This is a genomic window from Micromonospora sp. NPDC049679, from assembly GCF_040659735.1.
Classification (GTDB): Bacteria; Actinomycetota; Actinomycetes; order Mycobacteriales; family Micromonosporaceae; genus Micromonospora_I.
In genome coordinates this window covers 15,973-33,444 of record NZ_JBFANZ010000013.1, presented here as the reverse complement: position 1 = coordinate 33,444, position 17,472 = coordinate 15,973, and the positions used below count along the sequence as shown (strand labels likewise).

The window sequence follows — 17,472 nt, the reverse complement described above, 5'->3', positions numbered from 1 at the left end:
CGACCACGTCCGGTGGATAAAAGGTCGAAAAGTGCCGACCGATGATCTCGTCCGCCGAATAGCCCTTGATCCGCTGCGCGCCCGCGTTCCAGCTCAGGATGTATCCCTGCGGGTCCAGCATGAAGATCGCATAGTCCAGCACACCTTGCGCGAGGAGGTGCCACGGCAACTCCTCGCGCTGCGGGGGTTCGCCGGGTTCATCGTCGGGGGTGCGTGCCGTGGCCATACCGCAGCGTGACACACGTCGCTGCGCGCGCCCACGCCGAGTTGCCGAGGTCACCGCCATCCGCTCAGGCGGCGGCCTCGGCGACGCCCATGATGACGTTCGGCGTGGCTTGCAGCTCACACCACACGGCTTTGCCGCCGTCGCGGTGATCCGCGCCCCACGTCGCGCTCAGCCGCTCGATCAGATGCAGCCCCCAGCCGCCGTCCGCCCCGGACGACCGCGGCTGCGGCAGCACCTCGCTGTCGTCCAGGACCTCCACGCGGAGCCAGTCACGCATCCCCGACAGACGCAGCACGGGACGGCCCCGGCCGTGCCGCAGCGCGTTGCCGACCAATTCGGAGACGACGAGCTCGACATCGTCATGGCAGCCGGCGAACGGCCAGACGGCCAGCGTGCCACGCACGTAGCGACGAGCCTCGGCGACGCTGGTATAGGCCGCGGCGAGGGAGAACTCGACATCGTAGACCGGAGGCTGCTTACTCACGGTTCAAATATCAAGAAAAACCGGTGCGGTGAACAGACGCAGCAACGTCATTTGCGCTGATGCAAATGCATCAGTCCAGCAGGCCCTCGCGGCGCGCGATGGCCACCGCCTCCAGCTTCGAGCGGGCGCCCAGCTTCTCCAGAACGCGCTGCACGTGGTTGCGCGCGGTATTGCGCGTCACCTGCAGCCGGTCGCTGATCTCGTCCGTGCTCGCGCCGTCGGCCAGCAGCGCCAGCGTCTCGCGCTCGCGCGCGGTGAGCGTGCGACCGCCGGTCGACAGCCGACCGGTCAGCCGGTCGAAGACACCGGCCAGGAGGGCCGGGGCGAACGCGACGTCCCCCGACGCGACCTGACGGATCGCGGCGGTCAACTCGTCGAGCCGGGCCGTCTTGAGCATCAGACCGCCGCCGCCGGCCTCGACCACCCGGGTGGCGACCGCGGCCGTCGCCTCACCGGTGAGGACGAGCACCCGCATCTCCGGCGCCGCTTCCCGTAGCTGCGGGATCGCCTCGATGCCGTCCCCGTCGGGGAGCCGCCGATCGAGCAGCACCACATCCGGGCGGTGCCGACGGGCGGCGGCGATCGCCTCGGCCACCGAGCGGGCGCGCGCGACCATCTCGATCTCCGCGACCTGCGCCAGTGCCAGGCCCAGCGCCTCGGCGACCATGTCATGGTCCTCCACGAAGAGCACCCTGATGGGCGACCCCTCAGTCGGTGGCGACATGTCTGGCATCACTTCCCCGCATCGGCATCGGCAAGACCGCGCCCGCCCATCCTGTAGCCGTCACCGCCAACAGTCCAATCGGGCGCAATGTGCCACTCTCCACGTACGAGTTTTTTGCACTGTTTGCGCCACATGTCCTACGAATGCGGGGTCGTCTCGGATCCGGTCAGCGAGAGCCCCGGCCCCAAGAACAACGCCGCGACACCCTCCGCCGAGAGCGGACGGGCCAGGTGGAAGCCCTGCCCGAGGCGATAGCCCAACAACCGCAGCCGCCGCACCTGCTCGACACTCTCGATCCCCTCGGCCACCGCGTCCAGTCGCAGCGCCGCCGCCATCTGCACCACCGCTGCGGCGACCGCCAACCGTTCGTCGTCGTCGCCGTCCTCGATGCCGTCGACGAACGACTTGTCCAGCTTCAGGATGTCGACGGGGAAGGCGCGCAGCAGCCCGAGCGACGACTGCCGGGTGCCGAAGTCGTCCAGCGCCAGCTTGACCCCGAGATCGTGCAGCGCGTGCAGGGTGTGCAGCACCTGCCGGGCGTTGAGCACCGACGACTCCGTCACCTCGATGACGAGCTGGTGCGGCGCGAGGCCCACCTCGCGCAGGACGCTCGCGACATCGTCGGCGAAGCCGGGTTCGCGGAGCTGGCGGGCGGCGACGTTGACGCCGATCGTCCAGGGGGCGGCCGAGCCGTACTCGTCACGCCACGCGGCCAGCTGCCGGCACGCCTCCCCCAGTACCCACCGACCGAGGGGCACGATCTGGCCGGTCCGTTCGGCGACCGGAATGAACTGCCCCGGCGAGATGACGCCCTGCTCCGGATGACGCCAGCGCACCAGCGCCTCCGCAGCGACCAGTCGACGCGTGTCCAGGTCGATGATCGGCTGGTACTGCAGGTAGAGCTGACCGCACTCCAGCGCCTCGTGCAGCTGGCCGCCGAGGCGGACGTGTTCGATGATCTCCTGCCGCATCTCCGGCGCGAACCGCGTCCACGACGCCTTGCCGCCCTCTTTCGTCGCGTACATGGCGATGTCCGCGTTGCGCAGCACCTCGTTCGAACCGTCACCCGGCCCGGCCGGGGCCACCCCGATGCTCGCCTGCACCAGCAGCTGGTGGCCCGAGGCGGTGACCGGCGCGGCGAGCCCGGCGAGGATCTGCATGGCGACGGTGTCCGCCCGCGCCGGATCCGCGCCGCGCACCAACACGGCGAACTCGTCCCCGCCGAGACGGGCCGCGAGGTCGCCGGGATCGGTGGCCAGGCGGAGCCGGTCGGCGACCGCGACCAGCATCTCGTCGCCGACGGCATGCCCGAGGGTGTCGTTGACGGTCTTGAAGTCGTCCAGGTCGATCAGAAGGACGGCGGCGGCCTCGCCTGCGGCGAGCAACTCGGCCAGGGTCGCGTTGAACATGGTGCGGTTGGCCAGTTGGGTCAGCGCGTCGTGGTTGGCCTGATACTCCAGGCGCGCCTGATGCTGCCGCACGCTGCGCAGCAGCCGCGCGTTGTCCCGCAGGCCGACCAGCTGCCGGGCCACCACAGCGGCGGTCACCAGCACGGCGCCCACCACCACCACCCGTCCCGACGAGGTGAGCTCCCCGAACGTCACCGCGATCAGCAGGCTACCCGCGGCGGCTAGAGCGGCGTAGGGCAGCAGACTGTACGTCCGACGCCCCACCCCCGTCGATGAGCGCGTCGACGGCCGGCGCGCCGCCCGCTGCGCCGACGCCGCCGCCGCGCTGGTGGTCAGGGCGGCCGCCGGCACGGCGACCACCGCGGCGACGAGTCGGCCCCGCTCACCGAGCATGAGCATGGCGGCGGGCGCGGCGACCGCGATGAGCAGGCTCAACCCGAGCAGTCGCAGCGCGACGGTGCCGATCGGCGCGGTGGCCGCGATCAACGCCTTGCTGACCGCGGTCAACCCGAGCAGGCTCGCGACGCAGATGAACGCCGTGGCGACGGCGGCCGGGCCGAGTCCGGTGCTGAGCACCGGCGACAGCGTGAAGTGCCAGAAGAACAGAGCGGCGCCGAGCAGGATCGTCGCGCCGTCGAGAATGAGCTGCACCCACTGACCACGGGAGCGGGCCGGCCGCGGCAACCGCAGCACGGCGCCGAGTATCACGACGAGCGCGCCGACCAGCGGCACGGCCGCCCATGGCGGAAGGTCGGACACCCGGCCGGCCGGTGGCGGATCGACCGCGACCGTGACCGCCCAGCCGGTGATCGCGACGACGACCAGGGATGCGGCCAGCCGAATCGCCCGCCAGAAGCGCTGTGCCGGCTGAGCCTGTGCCGCGTCGGTGGCGGCCCGGTGCGCGGCCACGGCCGTGACGGCCATGGCGAGCGGCCCGCCGACGAAGCCGACGGCGAGTGGACCGGACAGACCGCCCCAGCGCAGGCCGCACCAACCGGCGGCGATGACGACCAGCGTGGCGACGACCGGCAGCAGCGGTCGTACGGCGACATGGCGGGGAATCGGCGGCAACTCCCCCGGACGGCACTCTGCTGCGGTCATCGCGCTGGCCCCGGCTCCTGTCGTCGGTCTGTATGGCGACCATCGGCAGGCAGCGCGGAACCTGAGGGTTCTGGTGTGTGCATCACGGTCCGTGTCGACGATCCTGGCGGGTAGGGGGACTCTACGCCGCGCTGCGTGCCCGCACCGTCACCCCGAAAGCGCAATTCCACGTGCGCCCGGTCCGGCACTCCGGCACCATGCCCGGATGGCCGGAAGATCGCAACCCGCACCGCAACTCCCGCCGGGCACCCAGGTGGTGCTCCGCGAGGCGATGCTCGACAGCGACGGCGTACGCGTGCAGCGCGGGGCCACCGGCCGGGTGACCGCTGCGCACGACGGCGAATACCGGGTGGCACTCAGCGACGGCCGGCAGGTCAGCTCCCGACGGGGTGCGCTCACCCTCCGCCGGGCCCACCAGCAGCAGCTCGCCATCGGACCCACCGCCGACGGCGGCCACGACCTGGTCGCCCGGCACACCATCTACGCGGCGGTGATCGGCTCGCGCGCCTACGGACTCAGCCACGAGGGCTCCGACACGGACGTACGCGGCGTCTACGCCGCCCCGACCGCGACCTTCTGGTCGTTGACCAAGCCTCCCCCGCACGTCGACGGCCCCGGCCCGGACCAGTTCTCCTGGGAGGTGGAGCGCTTCTGCGAGCTCGCGCTCAAGGCCAATCCCAACCTGTTGGAGCTGCTGCACTCGCCCGTGGTGCTGACGATCACCCCGCTCGGGGAGGAGTTGCTGGCACTCCGGTCGGCATTCATGTCGCAACTGGTCTACCAGACCTACTCCGGCTACGTGCTCAGCCAGTTCAAGAAGCTCGAGACGGATCTGCGGCGGCACGGGCAACCGAAGTGGAAACACGCCATGCATCTGCTGCGGCTGTTACTCGCGGCCGGCGGCCTGCTCCGGCACGGGCGGCTCACCGTCGACGTCGGGGGGCACCGCGACCGGCTGCTCGCCGTACGCCGCGGCGAGGTCTCCTGGGCGGAGGTGGAGACCTGGCGGCTGGCGCTGCACGCCGAACTCGACGCGGCGCTGGAGGCGACACCGCTGCCCGCCGTGCCCGACGTCGCCCGGGTCGACGCCTGGCTGCGCTCGGTCCGCGCGCGAAGCGCCCGGGTGGCGCTCACCGCGCCGTGAGCGCACGCCGCGGCCCCGGGTCGAGACGGAACTCGACCCGGGGCCGGGCGACGGGGCGTTACCGGCCGACGTTGGACGGCGTCGGCACCGGCGCGGTGGTGGTCGGCGGAGTGCCGTTCGGCGACGGCGACCCCTGGGTCCCCGGCTTCAGACCCTCCGGTACGGGCAGGGCGCTGCCCTTGACGTACTCCTCCCAGCTCAGGTTCCAGGCGGTCCAACCGTTGCCCGGGTCGAGCTTGACCTCGGTGCCCTTGACGGTGACCAGGTCGCCGACGTGCGTGACGTTCATCAGCCAGTTGGCGTCGGCCGGAGAGATGTTCGTGCAGCCGTGCGAGACGTTGGTGTAGCCCTGCGATCCGACCGACCAGGGAGCGGAGTGGATGAATTCTCCGCCCCAGGTCAGCCGCTGGGCGTCCTGCACCGTCGTCACGTAGGGGTCGGCCGACCCGGTCGTGTCGAAGACCGTGGTGTCGAACTTCTCCATGATCACCATTTTGCCGCTGGACGTCGGCGTGCTCGACTTGCCCAGGCTCACCGGAATCTTGCGGGCCAGCTTGTCGTCCTTGAACACCGACATCTGCTTGGTCTTGTTGTCGATCTCCAGCGAGACCCGGTTGCCGACCTTCGCCGAGGCGCCCCGGTCGACGTCGCCGTACCTGCCGTTCCCCATCGGCAGGCCGCCGATCGCCGCCCGCACGCCGATCTTCGTGCCGCTCTGCCAGAAGTCGGGGGCACGGTAGTAGACCTGCTTACCGTCGTCGGTCCAGTGCCAGGCGCCGGGCTGGGGAGGGTCGGTGGTGACGAAGAGCCGCCGCTGCACGTCGGCCCGGGCCTCCTTCGGCACGCCCGGGTCGAAGTCGACCGTGACGGGCATGGCCACCCCGTACGTCTGGTCCTTCTCGAAGTAGAGCGTGGTCTTCGTCTGCTTGGCCGGCTTGCCCATGGTCGTGAAACTCGACGTCTGGGTCGAGGTGCGACCCTTGTCGTTGACCGCGGTCGCCCGGGCGGTATAGGTCTGCTTGTACCGCAGCGCAGCGTTGGGCATCCACGTCGAGCCGTCCGGGCGCATGGCGCCGTCGACCTTCGCACCCTTGGCGTCGGTCACCTCGACCCCGGTGACCTTCCCCCCGGTGACCGAGACGCCGATCTCCGCGCTCACCGGGATATCCGTGGCATTCGCGCCCGGCGTGAGCGCGAGCGCGGGCGGCGGCGCCGCCTTCTTCACGGGATTGCCGGTGCAGCTCGTCAGCACCAGCGGCACGGCGGCGACCATCATCGCCAGCATTCCCGATCGACGCTCCAGTCTCATGATCCCCACCCCATTCCGTTTGGCTCCTCCGCGCAGTCTGTGACGCACAAGGGTGAGTGGGGACCGTCTTCAGGCAGAACCATCCTCTGCCCTGGGTTGACCCGGACGACCTTCGCCGGCCGAAATCCTCATACCTTTCCGTAGCCAGTCGATCACCGTGGGTATGGAGCGGTTTGGCCGCCAGATAGAAGGAGTGTCCATGCTCACGTACCTCTCTTCGCACCTCACGTCCTCGCTCGCGGTACTGCGCGACCGGGCGGACCGCGGTGCCACCGCAGTCGAGTACGGCCTCATGGTCGCCCTCATCGCGGTCGTCATCATCGGCGCGGTGGTGCTGCTCGGCGGCAAGCTGAGTGGCCTGTTCACCGACGTCGGAAACAAGGTCGGCTCCACCCCTGCGCCGGCTGCGCCGTGACCAACCGGGCGTGGCCGGCGTACCTCCGGACCCGCACGCCCCCGTCCATGCCGGCACGGCCGACCGGGCACCATTCCGATCTGCGGGGTGCCCGGCCGGCCGCGTCGGCGACGAATCCTCTCGTCGCGCGCCGCACGGACCGCGACCGCGGCGCCGCCGCCGTCGAGATGGCGCTGGTTACCCCACTGCTGCTGCTGTTGCTCTTCGGAATCATCGACTTCGGCCGGATGATGCACGCGCAGATCACGCTGACCGAGGCGGCCCGCGAGGGCGCCCGGGGGGCCTCGCTGCGCCAGCCCATCGCGCCACGGATGTCCGCGCTGACCGACCGGCTCGGCGCCGTCACCACCCAGATCACCGGATGCGCCGGCGCCGCACCGAACGCGGACGCCGTCGTCACCCTGTCCCACAAGTTTCGACCGGTCACACCCCTGGGTCCGATCATGCGGCTGGTCGGCGGCGAGGAGACCGGCACGGTCACCATCACGGGCAAGGGAGTCATGCCATGCCTCGGCTGACGTTCGCACGGCGCCCCGGCGCTCCCCCGCGTTCCGCCCCGGATCGCGGCGGCGTCGCCGCCACCCTGGCGATCGTCCTCGGGTGCGGCGTCCTGCTGGGCATGGCCGCGATCGTGGTCGACGTCGGCCGGCTCTACGCGGAACGCGAGGAGTTGCAGAGCGGCGCGGACGCCGCCGTCTGGGCGGTCGCCGAGGAGTGCGTGCGTACCCCGGCGGCCTGTGCGGACCAGTCGGCGACCGCCGCCCGCTATGCCACCGCCAACGCCCTCGACGCCGCCTCCGCCGTGACCACGATCTGCGGTCGGGGCGCCGGGTTGCCCGCCTGCCCCCCGCCGGCGGCGAACCACACCGCCTGCCTGGGCAACGCCCCGGCGACCGGTCCGTACGTGGAGATCCGCACCGCCACCCGGCTGCCGGACGGCACCACCCTGCTGCCCACCACGTTCGCCGCGGCGTTCACCGGGGGCGACCACGACGGCACCGAGGTCGGCGCCTGCGCGCGGGCCGCCTGGGGGCCTCCTCGCATCGTCGACGGCCTCGCCGTGACGATCTCGACGTGCGAGTGGACGCAGCTCACCGACCACGGCACGACGTTCTGGCCACCGCCCCACCTCGGCACGCCGCCCGCGAACGCCGAACGGATCCTCTACCTCAAGGACAACAAGAGCCAAACCTGCCCCGCCGGACCCTCCGGCTGGGACGCCCCCGGCGGCTTCGGCTGGCTCGACGACCCGACGGGCACCTGCAACGTCACCGTCGAGGTTGACGGCGCGTACGGCGGCAACACCGGCAACTCCGCGCCGGGCCCGTGCAAGACCGCGCTGATCGACGCCCGCGCCGACCGCCGCGTCATGTATCTCCCCGTCTACGACGGGGTCACCGGGCAGGGCTCCAACACCCGTTACCACCTCGCCGGCTTCGCCGCGTTCGTGCTCACCGGCTACAAGCTGTCCGGCTTCTCGGCCCCGTCGTCGCTGACCGGCCAGCAGCCCTGCGGCGGCTCGCAGCGCTGCCTGTACGGGTATTTCACCCGGGGCCTTGTGCCCACCGCCATCGGGCAGATCGGCGGCCCCGAGATGGGGGTGTCGATCGTGAAGCTGGTGGGTTGACCGATGGAGGTGACGCAATGAGACGACGGATCCTGGCGGCGCTGGTCGCGTTGGCGCTGGCCGCGGTGGGCTGCCTCGCCGTGCTGGCGTACGTGCGCGCGGCCGACACCCGCGCGCTGGCCGGCCGCGAGGCGGCGTGGGTGCTGGTCACTACCCGGCGCGTGCCGGCCGGGACCACCACGGCCGCCATCCGCGAGCAGGGGTACGTGGAACGCGTCGCGATGCCGGCCTCCACCGTGCCGAAGGACGCGCTCGGCTCCCTCGACTCCGCATTCGACGCGCTGGCCGTCACCGGCGACGTGCAGGCGGGGCAACTGCTGCTGCGCGGCATGTTCGGTGAACCGACCCGACTCAGCGGCGGCCTGGCGTTGCCGGAGGGAAAGCTCGCCGTCAGCGTCGAGATGACGGCGGCGGCCCGGGTGGCCGGATACGTGCGGCCCGGCTCCAAGGTGGCGGTCTTCGACACGTTCGCGATGCAGGAGGGCAAGGGGCGGGTGCCCGCCGGGGGCGGACAGGCGCGCGCCGGCGCCAACCAGGCCACCCGGGTGCTGCTGCCGCGGCTAGAGGTGATCGCGGTCGGTGAGCGCGGCACCGCCGGAGCGGCGACCTCGGTCCCGGCAGCGACGCAGGCGCCGGGCGCCGACGGCACGGCGAGACCCAGCACCGCGATGTTGATCACTGTCGCGGTCAGCCAGGACGAGGCGGAACGGCTCGTGCACGCGTCGCAGACCGGCACCCTCTACCTCGCGCTGCTCGACGACACCGCCAAGATCGAGCCCGGCCAGGGCGTGGACAACAACACTCTCTTCCCGTGACCCGGAGCTGCCGATGACCGTCTACTGTGATCCGACCCGTCGGCCCTGGCCGGGCGGTCCGGACGACCGCGTGCCCACCGTGGAGAGCCTCGCCGCGCTGGCGGCTGCGCTCGACGCCGACCCGGCCGAACAGCTCGCGGTGCTCGGCGCCGGGGTGCCGCTCGCCGAGGCGCTCGGCTGCGCCGAGGACTACCGGATCAACCGCCCCACCCTCGGGGTGCTCCTGCTCCGCGACCAACTCGAGGTCACCGTTCTCGCCGCGGCGATCCGGGCGGGAGTACGGGAGGTCGTCCCCGCCGGCGACCCGGCCACGCTGCGGGCCGCCGCGGAGCGCTCGCTGCGGTTGTCCATGCAGCTCGGCGCGGCGGCGCCGCCGGGCGGCACGCCGCAGCAGCGGCCCGAGGCGCAGGTCGTCACGGTCTTCGCCGGCAAGGGCGGCTGCGGCAAGAGCACGGTCGCCACGAACCTCGCGGTGACCCTGGCGGCCGGGGGCACCCACCGCGTCTGCCTGATCGATCTGGACCTGCAGTTCGGCGATGTCGGGATCATGCTGCAACTGGCCCCGGACCGGACCATCGCGGACGCCATCCCGATGGCCGGCCGGCTGGACGAGGCCGGACTGCGCTCGCTGCTGACCTCGTACCGCCCCGGCGTGGAGGTGCTGCTCGCCCCGGCCCGGCCGGCCGAGGGCGACCACGTGACCCGGCAACTCATCACCGAACTGGTGGCGCAGGCGCGGACCATGTTCGACTACATCGTCGTCGACACCCCGCCGTACTTCAGCGACCAGGTGCTGGCGGCGCTGGACCTGACCGACCGGTTCGTCCTCGTGGTCACCCCGGACCTGCCCACCCTCAAGAGCATCCGGCTCACCCTGGACATGTTCGAGCTGCTGGGCTATGCGGCGGAGCGCCGGCTGGTGCTGCTCAACCGCGCCGACTCCGCGGTCGGGCTCACCGTCTCCGATGTGGAGCGGGCGGTGGGGAGCCGGATGGCGGTGCTGATGCCCTCCTCGCGCGACGTGCCCGTCTCGGTGAACCGCGGCGTGCCGCTCGCCGTGGAGAAGCCCCGCCACCCGGTGAGCCGGGCGATCGGCACACTGGCGGAGCGGTGCGCCCCGGAGGGCGGGCGGGCGGCGACGCACCGGCGGCGTGGCATCTTCGGGCGACGGAGCTGACGATGGGGCTGGCCGACCACATCTCACAGCGCCACCGCGCCGGCGATTCCGCGACGCCCCCGACCGAACCGACCGCGGTCGACACGGCGGAGGTCGGCGAGGGCGACCGACCGCGCCCCGGTGGCGGCGAGCGCTACCGCGCCGCCGGACAGCCTGCCGGCGGGCAGCTCGACGAGGTCCGTGCGCGGGTGCAACGCAGCCTCGCCGAGCTGTTGGGCCCGAAGCTCTACGACGACTTCGGCGACGCCGAGGACCTGGAGCGACGGGTCCGCGCGACCCTCGCGCAGCTGCTGGCCCGGGAGGAGACGCCGCTGGCCAGCGCCGACCGGGCGCGGATCCGGCAGGACATCATCGACGAGGTGCTCGGTCACGGTCCGATCGAGCCGCTGCTGCGCGACCCCACGGTCAGCGAGGTCATGGTCAACGGCCCGCACCGGGTCTACGTGGAGCGTTCCGGACAGCTGGAGGTCGCGGAGACCGGCTTCACCGACGAGGCGCATCTGCGGCGGGTTATCGACCGGATCGTCTCCCGGGTGGGCCGGCGCGTGGACGAGGCGAGCCCGATGGTGGACGCCCGACTTCCCGACGGCAGCCGAGTCAACGCCGTGGTGCCGCCGATCGCCCTGGACGGGTCGTCGCTGACGATCCGCAAGTTCGCCCGCGACCCGTTCACCGTTGACGACCTCATCGCCTTCGGCACCCTGACCCGGCAGACCGCGGAGCTGCTGCGTGGCTGCGTCCGTGGGCGGCTCAACATCGTGGTCAGCGGCGGCACCGGCTCCGGCAAGACGACGACGCTCAACGTGCTCTCCGGCTTCGTCCCCACCAACGAACGCATCGTGACCGTGGAGGACGCCGCGGAACTGCAGTTGCACCAGGACCACGTGGTGCGCCTGGAGTCACGCCCGGCGAACGCGGAAGGTCGCGGCTCGATCACGGCGCGCGACCTTGTGCGCAACGCCCTGCGGATGCGTCCCGACCGGATCGTGGTGGGCGAGGTCCGCGACGGCGCCGCCCTGGACATGCTCCAGGCGATGAACACCGGACATGACGGGTCGCTCACCACCCTGCACGCGAACACACCGCGCGACGCGCTCGCCCGTCTCGAGACGCTGGTGCTGATGGCGGGCATGGATCTGCCCGTTCGCGCGATCCGGGAACAGGTCGCCTCCGCCGTCGACCTGATCATCCAGGTCAGCCGCCTCAAGGACGGCAGCCGCCGGATCACCCACATCACCGAGGTGGTCGGCATGGAGGGCGAGATCGTCACCCTGCAGGACCTCTTCGTCTTCGACTTCCGCGCGGGCACGGACCCGGACGGGCGGTTCCGGGGCACGCTGCAGCCAACCGGCCTGCGGCCGCGATTCCTGGAGGAGCTGAACGCGCACGGCGTCGCCGTCCCGCTCGAGGTGTTCCTGGCGGGCCCCCGATGACTGATCACGACGATCTCCGAGTGGGGGCGAGACTTCGCGGTATTTCTCGAGCCATGACCCCGAGGACGGTGCGGCAATGGGGGGTCCTGGTCGCGCTCGGGGCCACCGTCGCGCTGACCGGTGTCGCGGCGCCGCCCGCGTCCGCCGACCCGGCCCCGAACGTCGTGGTGACCGGGGTGCAGCCCTCACCCGGATCCATCGAGTTCTTCCTGGCGGCACGGCACCTGGCGGCGGGAAGCACGCTGGCCGTCGCCCGGGTCAGCGTGCGGGCCGACGGGATCGAACTCGCCACCACCGTGCGCGAGCCGTCCCATGCGGACCCGACCGCCCCGGTCCGCGCCGTCGTGCTCGTCGTCGACGCCAGCGGGTCCATGCGGGGCGCCCGGCTGGCCGCCGCGCGCGCCGCCGCCGCCGACTACGCCGCCGCCGCGCCGCCGGGCGTCCGGCTCGGGTTGGTGACGGTCTCCACCCGACCGCTGGTCGCCCTGACCCCCACCGCCGACCGCGCCGCGTTCGCCGCGGCGGTCGACCGGATCTCCGCGACCGGCGGGACCGCGCTCTACGACGGCGTCGACGCGGCGGCGCGGCTGCTGGATCCGGCGGTCACCCCGGCGGCAGCCCGGTACGCCGAGCGGCGGATGGTGATCCTCTCCGACGGTGCGGACACCTCCTCGACCCTGACGCTCCCCCGACTCCAACGCCAACTCGCGGCCGGTCGTACGACGGTGGACGCCGTCGCCTTCGGCACCGAGGCTGATCTGGCGCAGCTCGCCTCGCTCACCGACCGCGCCGGCGGCCGGGCGGTGCCGGCCCGCGACCGTGCCGCGCTGCGCGCCACGTTCCGTTCGATGGCCGCCGACCTGACCGCACCCGTCGTGGTCACCGCCACCGTCCCCGCGACGCTCGGCGGGCACAGCACCGAGCTGCAGGTGGCCGTGACGCTTCCGTCGGGGGCGGTCACCACGACCGTCCCGGTCACGTTCCGGGCCGACCCGCGCGCCGCGCCGACACCGGCGCGGTTCCAGCCACCCGCCCGCGAATACGGTGGGCTGCTCGCCGCCGTGGCGATACCGGCCGCCGCGCTCTTCCTGGGCGGGTTCCTGCTGTTCCTCCCGCTGGTCGGGCGCAGCCCGGCGCAGCGCCGACTCGGCAGCCTCGACCACTTTTCGGTCGGCCGCCGCACCGTTGCGCCGGCCGCCTCGCAACTCCCCGGCGGGCCGGTGCTGCGCGCCGCCGTCGCGGTCGGAGAGCGCAGCGTGAGCGCGCCCGGCCGACGGGAACGCATCGAACTCGCGCTCGACCGCGCCGGCAGCCCGCTACGTCCCGCCGAGTGGCAGGCGATCCGGCTCGCCGTCACCGGGTCCGCAGCGACGCTCTGCGTCCTGCTGCTGCCGTGGTGGCTGGGCCTGCCCGCCGGACTGCTCGCCGGATGGTTCGGCACCGGCCAGTACCTGCGGCTGCGCGCCGCCCGGCGCACTCAGCGCTTCGCCGACCAACTGCCCGACGCGCTGAACCTGGTGGTCAGCTCGCTGCGCGCCGGATTCTCGTTGCCACAGGCGATTGACGCCCTCGTCCGGGAGGGCGACGAACCGGTCGCCGGCGAGCTGGGGCGGGCGCTGGCCGAGACGCGGCTCGGTGGAGAGCTGGAGGACGCGCTGGAGCGCGTCGGGGAGCGCAACTCCAGCCGCGACATGAGCTGGCTGGTGATGGCGATCCGGATCCAGCGGGAAGTCGGCGGCAACCTCTCGGAGGTGCTGGAAACCGCGGTCACCACGATGCGGGAACGGGCCCGACTGGGCCGGCACGTGCGGGCGCTCTCCGCGGAGGGACGCCTCTCCGCGCTGGTCCTGCTCGGCATGCCGATCGTGCTGGCCGCGTGGATGTTCGCGTTCCGCCGTGACTACCTGCGTCCGCTCTACACCGAGCCGTTGGGGCTGATGATGCTCTTCACATCGATCATCATGATGGTTCTCGGCGCACTGTGGCTGCGCAAGCTGGTCCGGGTGGAGGTCTGAGATGCTGCTCCTGATCGGGCTCGGCGCGCTGGCCGGCGCGGTGCTGGTGGGCGTGCTGACCCTGGCCGGCGGCCCCGGTTCGCGCGTCGACGTGGCGCGCGCGCTGGCGCATCTGGATCGACGCCGCCCCGACGGGTACGTCGCACCGCGTGACCGGCCGGCGCGTCAGCGCCTCGTCGATCCGCTGACCCAGCGGCTGGGCGGCCTCGGGCGCGCGCTCACGCCGACCGGCGCGCTGACCCGGCTGCAACGCCACCTCGACTACGCGGGCAACCCGCCGGGCTGGCCGATCGAGCGGATCGTCCCGGTCAAAGGGATCGCGCTGGCCGCCGGCACCGGGATCGGCGCCGCCCTGGGGCTGCTCTTCGGCGGCCTCGGCGGCGCGATCGTGGGCGCCCCGGTCGGCGCGCTCCTCGGCCTACTCACCCCCGACCTGCTGGTGTACAACGCCGGACTCAAGCGGCAGAAAGAGGTGCTGCTCTCGCTGCCGGACGTGCTCGACACCCTGGTGATCAGCGTGGAGGCGGGGTTGGGCTTCGACGCGGCGATGGCCCAGGTGGGCCAGAACGGCAAGGGGCCGCTGGCCCGCGAGATGGTGCGGGTGCTGCAGGAGATGCAGATCGGCAAGTCGCGTCCGGCGGCGCTGCGCGCCCTCGCCCAGCGCACCACCGTCACGGACCTGCGCACCTTTGTGACCGCCGTGGTCCAGGCCGGCGACCTCGGCGTACCGATCGCGGGCGTACTGCGCGAGCACGCCAAGGAGATGCGGATCCGGCGCCGCCAGCGCGCGGAGGAACTCGCCCAGAAGGTGCCCATCAAGATCCTGTTCCCGGTGCTGTTCTGCCTCTTCCCCGCCCTCTTCGTGGTCATTCTCGGACCGGGCGTGCTGCAGATCATGGCGGCGTTCTCCCGATGAGTCCCGGATGGATCGTCGCCGCCGCGCTGACCGGGCTGCTCGTCGCGCCGTGGCTGCGCCGGGCGATCGAGTTCCATGCCGTACCCGCCGGGGAGCCGTGGCGACGGCACTGCCCCCGCTGCGCGACGCCGAGACGCGGGCTGCCCCGGTTGTCCGGCCGGTGCCCCGGTTGCCGCGCGCCGATGGGGCCACCGCCCGTGGCGGTCGAGGCCGTCGCCGCGGTCACGTTCGTGGCGGCCGCGTTCATCGCCCGTACGCCGCTGGAGCTCGCCGCCTACGGCTGGTTCGCCGCGTTCGGGGTCATCCTGGTCTTCGTGGACGTGGCGGTGCACCGGCTGCCGGACCGGCTGACGCTGCCCGCCTTCGTCGGAACGGCGCTGCTGCTCATCGTGGCCGGGCTGATCGGCGGTCGGCCGGCCGCCGCGGGGCGCGCCGTCCTCATCGGACTCGCGGTGGCGGCGTTCTACCTGCTGCTGGTGCTCATCCACCCCGCCGGCATGGGGCTCGGCGACGTGAAGCTGGCGCTCGCCACCGGCACCGTGCTGGGCTGGCACGGCGGGGTCGTCGCGGCGCTCGGCACCGCCGCCGGGTTCCTGCTCTCCGGCCTGCTCGCCGCCGCACTGCTGCTACTCGGCCGGGCCACCCGCCGGACCGAACTCCCGCACGGCCCCTTCATGCTCCTCGGCGTCCTCGCCGCGCTCGCCCTGGTCGCCTGACGGCCACGCTCAGCGGGCGTCGCCGACGACGCGGTCGCGCCCGGCACGCTTGGCGGTATACAGGTTCTTGTCCGCCTGGGCGAGCAGCGCCGACGGGGTGATCTGCCCGTCGAGCACGGTGGTGAGACCGATGCTCGTGGTGACCGGCAGCGTCCCGGTGACGGGTCCCCAGGCATGCGACCGGATCGCCTGACGCAACTCCTCGCACCGGCGTACCGCGTCGTCCGCGTCCATGTCCGGGAGGATCAGCAGGAATTCCTCCCCGCCGAGCCGTGCCGCCGCCGCCCGGCCGGCCGCGGCCTTGCCCGCGGCGGCGAGCAGCGTGGCGACCTGCTGGAGCACGACGTCCCCGGTCTCGTGCGAGAGGGTGTCGTTGACCCGCTTGAAGTGGTCGAGGTCGAGCAACGCGACCGACAACGGCGTCTGGAGCTCGGCGGCCCGGTTGATCAGGGCCGGGAGCAGTTCGTTGACGTAACGCCGGTTGTGCAACCCGGTCAGCGCGTCACGGTGCGCCATCTCCCGGAACCGGTCACTGGAGCGCCGCGCCTCCTCGGCCTCGAAAACCGCCTGCAGCGCCCGGGCCCGGGCCTCCCGCTGCGCGGACTGCAGCGCCTGCGCGTCCGCGTAGAACCCGCGATGCTCCTCGTACGCCTGGCGATAACGGCCGGTCGCCGCGAAGAGCTGGGCCTGCATCTCCCGTACCCGCGCCCGCCGGCTGGCGAGCCCGCGCTCGTCACAGACCCGACGCGCCTCGTCGAGGGTCGCCTGCGCCTGGTCGATCGCGCCCCGCAGCCGCTGCGCTTCGACCGCCGTGAGCAGGCATTCCGCCAACGCGCTCCCCTCGGTCAGCAGATGCCCCGCCGACCCGTCCAGGACCGGTCGCAGCGTCCGCTCGGCCTCGACGTAGCGGCCCTGCATCATCTCGATCCGCGCGATGGTGTCGAGGTAGCTCGCCCCCAACGGCACGCCGTACCGGCTTTCGATGCCGCGCATCCGGTCGCTGAGGATCTCCGCCTCGTCCGGGTCGTTCGTCTCGTAGGCGGTGTACGCCATGTTGTTGAGGATCTGCAGCGAGAGCGCCACGTCACCGATGGCGGTCGCGATGTCCAGCGCCTCCTGGAAGCGCCGGGCGCCCTCCTCCGCTGAGCCGTTCTCGTGGAGGGTGACCGCGAGCGTCGACAGGTGCCGCGCACGGATCTCGGGCGGGACGTCATCGCTGGTGTGCGCCACGCACTGCACCGCGTGTCCCAGCGCGTCCGCCAGGTCCCCGACGTGCCGGAAGAAGCCCGCGAGGTGGAAATGGCTGCGCGCGACGACATACGGGTCGCCGTGTTCGACCGCCCACGCGTGCACCTCGTGCCCGACCCGACCCGAGCCGGCGATGTCGCCTTCCCGGATCAGCACGTCGGCCTGGATGAGCCGGGCGCGCATCTGCAGGTCGGTCCGACCGAGCTCGGCGGCGAGCCGCTCGGCGTGCTGTGCGGGGCTGGCCACGGTGCGGAACTCCGCGGCGGGGATCGCCTCCATGGCCAGCAACGCCGCGGAGAGCGCTTCGGCCGTGCAGGGCCGGCCGTTCGACAGGGCCGCGAAAAGATCAGCGGTGGGCACAGGTCGATCACCGACGGGTCCCGGCGGCACGTCGCACGCCGTTGCCTCTATGGTCACCACATCTGCCTTTCCGCTCGGCCAGAGTGCTCACAGCTTCTCGGGGGCGGGATGCGACCAGGGTGCACGCTCGGTTGCGATTTGGGCGCGGAAAGTAATTGCCGCGGAACCGTCCCGGCACCGGCGGCGGACCAGCGAGGCGGGCCGCCGGTGCGGCGGTCGGGGCGTTCGCTCCCGTTCTGCACCCGAGCGGCTGCCCCACGATCACCTTGGGTGACTACAACTCGGGTATGAACGAGAGTGGGGCCGCGGTGTCCATCGCGGCGAGAGCACGCCGAGGGCGCCACAGCGCGCAG

At 72.4% G+C, this 17,472-nt stretch carries 16 protein-coding genes; 10 read left to right on the top strand and 6 right to left on the bottom strand.

The genetic code is table 11. From position 1 onward, the window contains the following. The 4 genes from AB0J06_RS11070 to AB0J06_RS11055 all read right to left on the bottom strand — a co-directional run. Positions 1-226, bottom strand: a 226-nt coding sequence (locus AB0J06_RS11070; protein ID WP_357427120.1) for a PAS domain S-box protein, incomplete at its 3' end; no start/stop codon positions are given. 64 nt (positions 227-290) lie between these two features. Further along, positions 291-710 (bottom strand): ATP-binding protein, encoded by a 420-nt coding sequence (locus AB0J06_RS11065; RefSeq protein WP_357427118.1) that lies wholly within the window; start codon positions 708-710, stop codon positions 291-293. Positions 711-780: 70 nt separating this feature from the next. Further along, complete coding sequence (locus AB0J06_RS11060; protein ID WP_357427116.1) at positions 781-1,392, bottom strand: response regulator transcription factor; 612 nt, start codon at positions 1,390-1,392, stop codon at positions 781-783. A 179-nt stretch (positions 1,393-1,571) separates the two neighbouring features. Beyond that, positions 1,572-3,944 carry an EAL domain-containing protein gene (locus AB0J06_RS11055; RefSeq protein WP_357427114.1) on the bottom strand — a complete coding sequence of 791 codons (2,373 nt, stop codon included), beginning with the start codon at positions 3,942-3,944 and terminating at the stop codon, positions 1,572-1,574. Between the two features lie 205 nt (positions 3,945-4,149). On the opposite strand from AB0J06_RS11055, the gene AB0J06_RS11050 reads away from it, so the two are divergent. After that, entirely contained in the window at positions 4,150-5,088 is a 939-nt protein-coding gene (locus AB0J06_RS11050) for a nucleotidyltransferase domain-containing protein (RefSeq protein WP_357427112.1), read from the top strand. Between the two features lie 58 nt (positions 5,089-5,146). On the opposite strand, the gene AB0J06_RS11045 is transcribed toward AB0J06_RS11050, so the two are convergent. Further along, positions 5,147-6,397: an Ig-like domain-containing protein gene (locus AB0J06_RS11045; RefSeq protein ID WP_357427110.1), complete on the bottom strand. Its 1,251-nt coding sequence runs from the start codon at positions 6,395-6,397 to the stop codon at positions 5,147-5,149. 199 nt (positions 6,398-6,596) lie between these two features. Here AB0J06_RS11045 and AB0J06_RS11040 point away from each other — a divergent pair, with 199 nt between their 5' ends. The 9 genes from AB0J06_RS11040 to AB0J06_RS11000 are packed head-to-tail and all read left to right on the top strand — an operon-like array spanning position 6,597 to position 15,511. After that, positions 6,597-6,812, top strand: coding sequence for a Flp family type IVb pilin (locus tag AB0J06_RS11040; protein WP_357427108.1), 216 nt, complete (start codon positions 6,597-6,599; stop codon positions 6,810-6,812). Between the two features lie 47 nt (positions 6,813-6,859). Continuing rightward, on the top strand, positions 6,860-7,330 hold the full coding sequence (locus tag AB0J06_RS11035) for a TadE family protein (protein WP_357427106.1): 471 nt from the start codon (positions 6,860-6,862) through the stop codon (positions 7,328-7,330). After that, positions 7,318-8,439 (top strand): pilus assembly protein TadG-related protein, encoded by a 1,122-nt coding sequence (locus tag AB0J06_RS11030; protein ID WP_357427104.1) that lies wholly within the window; start codon positions 7,318-7,320, stop codon positions 8,437-8,439. Before AB0J06_RS11035 ends, AB0J06_RS11030 begins: the two co-directional genes overlap by 13 nt. A gap of 17 nt (positions 8,440-8,456) precedes the next feature. After that, entirely contained in the window at positions 8,457-9,254 is a 798-nt protein-coding gene (gene cpaB, locus AB0J06_RS11025; protein ID WP_357427102.1) for a Flp pilus assembly protein CpaB, read from the top strand. 13 nt (positions 9,255-9,267) lie between these two features. After that, complete coding sequence (locus AB0J06_RS11020; protein ID WP_357427100.1) at positions 9,268-10,431, top strand: P-loop NTPase; 1,164 nt, start codon at positions 9,268-9,270, stop codon at positions 10,429-10,431. A 2-nt stretch (positions 10,432-10,433) separates the two neighbouring features. Further along, positions 10,434-11,864, top strand: coding sequence for a CpaF family protein (locus AB0J06_RS11015; protein WP_357427098.1), 1,431 nt, complete (start codon positions 10,434-10,436; stop codon positions 11,862-11,864). Between the two features lie 53 nt (positions 11,865-11,917). Beyond that, a complete protein-coding gene (locus AB0J06_RS11010; protein WP_357427096.1) occupies positions 11,918-13,879 on the top strand; it encodes a type II secretion system F family protein in 1,962 nt (653 codons plus the stop codon). A gap of 1 nt (position 13,880) precedes the next feature. After that, positions 13,881-14,795, top strand: coding sequence for a type II secretion system F family protein (locus AB0J06_RS11005; RefSeq protein WP_357427094.1), 915 nt, complete (start codon positions 13,881-13,883; stop codon positions 14,793-14,795). Beyond that, on the top strand, positions 14,792-15,511 hold the full coding sequence (locus AB0J06_RS11000) for an A24 family peptidase (RefSeq protein ID WP_357427092.1): 720 nt from the start codon (positions 14,792-14,794) through the stop codon (positions 15,509-15,511). The genes AB0J06_RS11005 and AB0J06_RS11000 overlap by 4 nt, the downstream gene beginning before the upstream one ends. 9 nt (positions 15,512-15,520) lie before the next feature. Here the strand turns inward: AB0J06_RS11000 and AB0J06_RS10995 are convergent, their stop codons facing one another. Next, a complete protein-coding gene (locus tag AB0J06_RS10995) occupies positions 15,521-17,119 on the bottom strand; it encodes a tetratricopeptide repeat-containing diguanylate cyclase (RefSeq protein WP_357427090.1) in 1,599 nt (532 codons plus the stop codon). Positions 17,120-17,472: the final 353 nt, after the last annotated feature.

What these genes read in the sequence shown, in the direction of transcription:
- AB0J06_RS11055 (WP_357427114.1), bottom strand. Translation starts at nt 3,944, where the DNA reads ATGACCGCAGCAGAGTGCCGTCCGGGGGAGTTGCCGCCGATTCCCCGC.
- AB0J06_RS11050 (WP_357427112.1), top strand. Translation starts at nt 4,150, where the DNA reads ATGGCCGGAAGATCGCAACCCGCACCGCAACTCCCGCCGGGCACCCAG.
- AB0J06_RS11045 (WP_357427110.1), bottom strand. Translation starts at nt 6,397, where the DNA reads ATGAGACTGGAGCGTCGATCGGGAATGCTGGCGATGATGGTCGCCGCC.
- AB0J06_RS11040 (WP_357427108.1), top strand. Translation starts at nt 6,597, where the DNA reads ATGCTCACGTACCTCTCTTCGCACCTCACGTCCTCGCTCGCGGTACTG.
- AB0J06_RS11035 (WP_357427106.1), top strand. Translation starts at nt 6,860, where the DNA reads ATGCCGGCACGGCCGACCGGGCACCATTCCGATCTGCGGGGTGCCCGG.
- AB0J06_RS11030 (WP_357427104.1), top strand. Translation starts at nt 7,318, where the DNA reads ATGCCTCGGCTGACGTTCGCACGGCGCCCCGGCGCTCCCCCGCGTTCC.
- cpaB (WP_357427102.1), top strand. Translation starts at nt 8,457, where the DNA reads ATGAGACGACGGATCCTGGCGGCGCTGGTCGCGTTGGCGCTGGCCGCG.
- AB0J06_RS11020 (WP_357427100.1), top strand. Translation starts at nt 9,268, where the DNA reads ATGACCGTCTACTGTGATCCGACCCGTCGGCCCTGGCCGGGCGGTCCG.
- AB0J06_RS11015 (WP_357427098.1), top strand. Translation starts at nt 10,434, where the DNA reads ATGGGGCTGGCCGACCACATCTCACAGCGCCACCGCGCCGGCGATTCC.
- AB0J06_RS11010 (WP_357427096.1), top strand. Translation starts at nt 11,918, where the DNA reads ATGACCCCGAGGACGGTGCGGCAATGGGGGGTCCTGGTCGCGCTCGGG.
- AB0J06_RS11005 (WP_357427094.1), top strand. Translation starts at nt 13,881, where the DNA reads ATGCTGCTCCTGATCGGGCTCGGCGCGCTGGCCGGCGCGGTGCTGGTG.
- AB0J06_RS11000 (WP_357427092.1), top strand. Translation starts at nt 14,792, where the DNA reads ATGAGTCCCGGATGGATCGTCGCCGCCGCGCTGACCGGGCTGCTCGTC.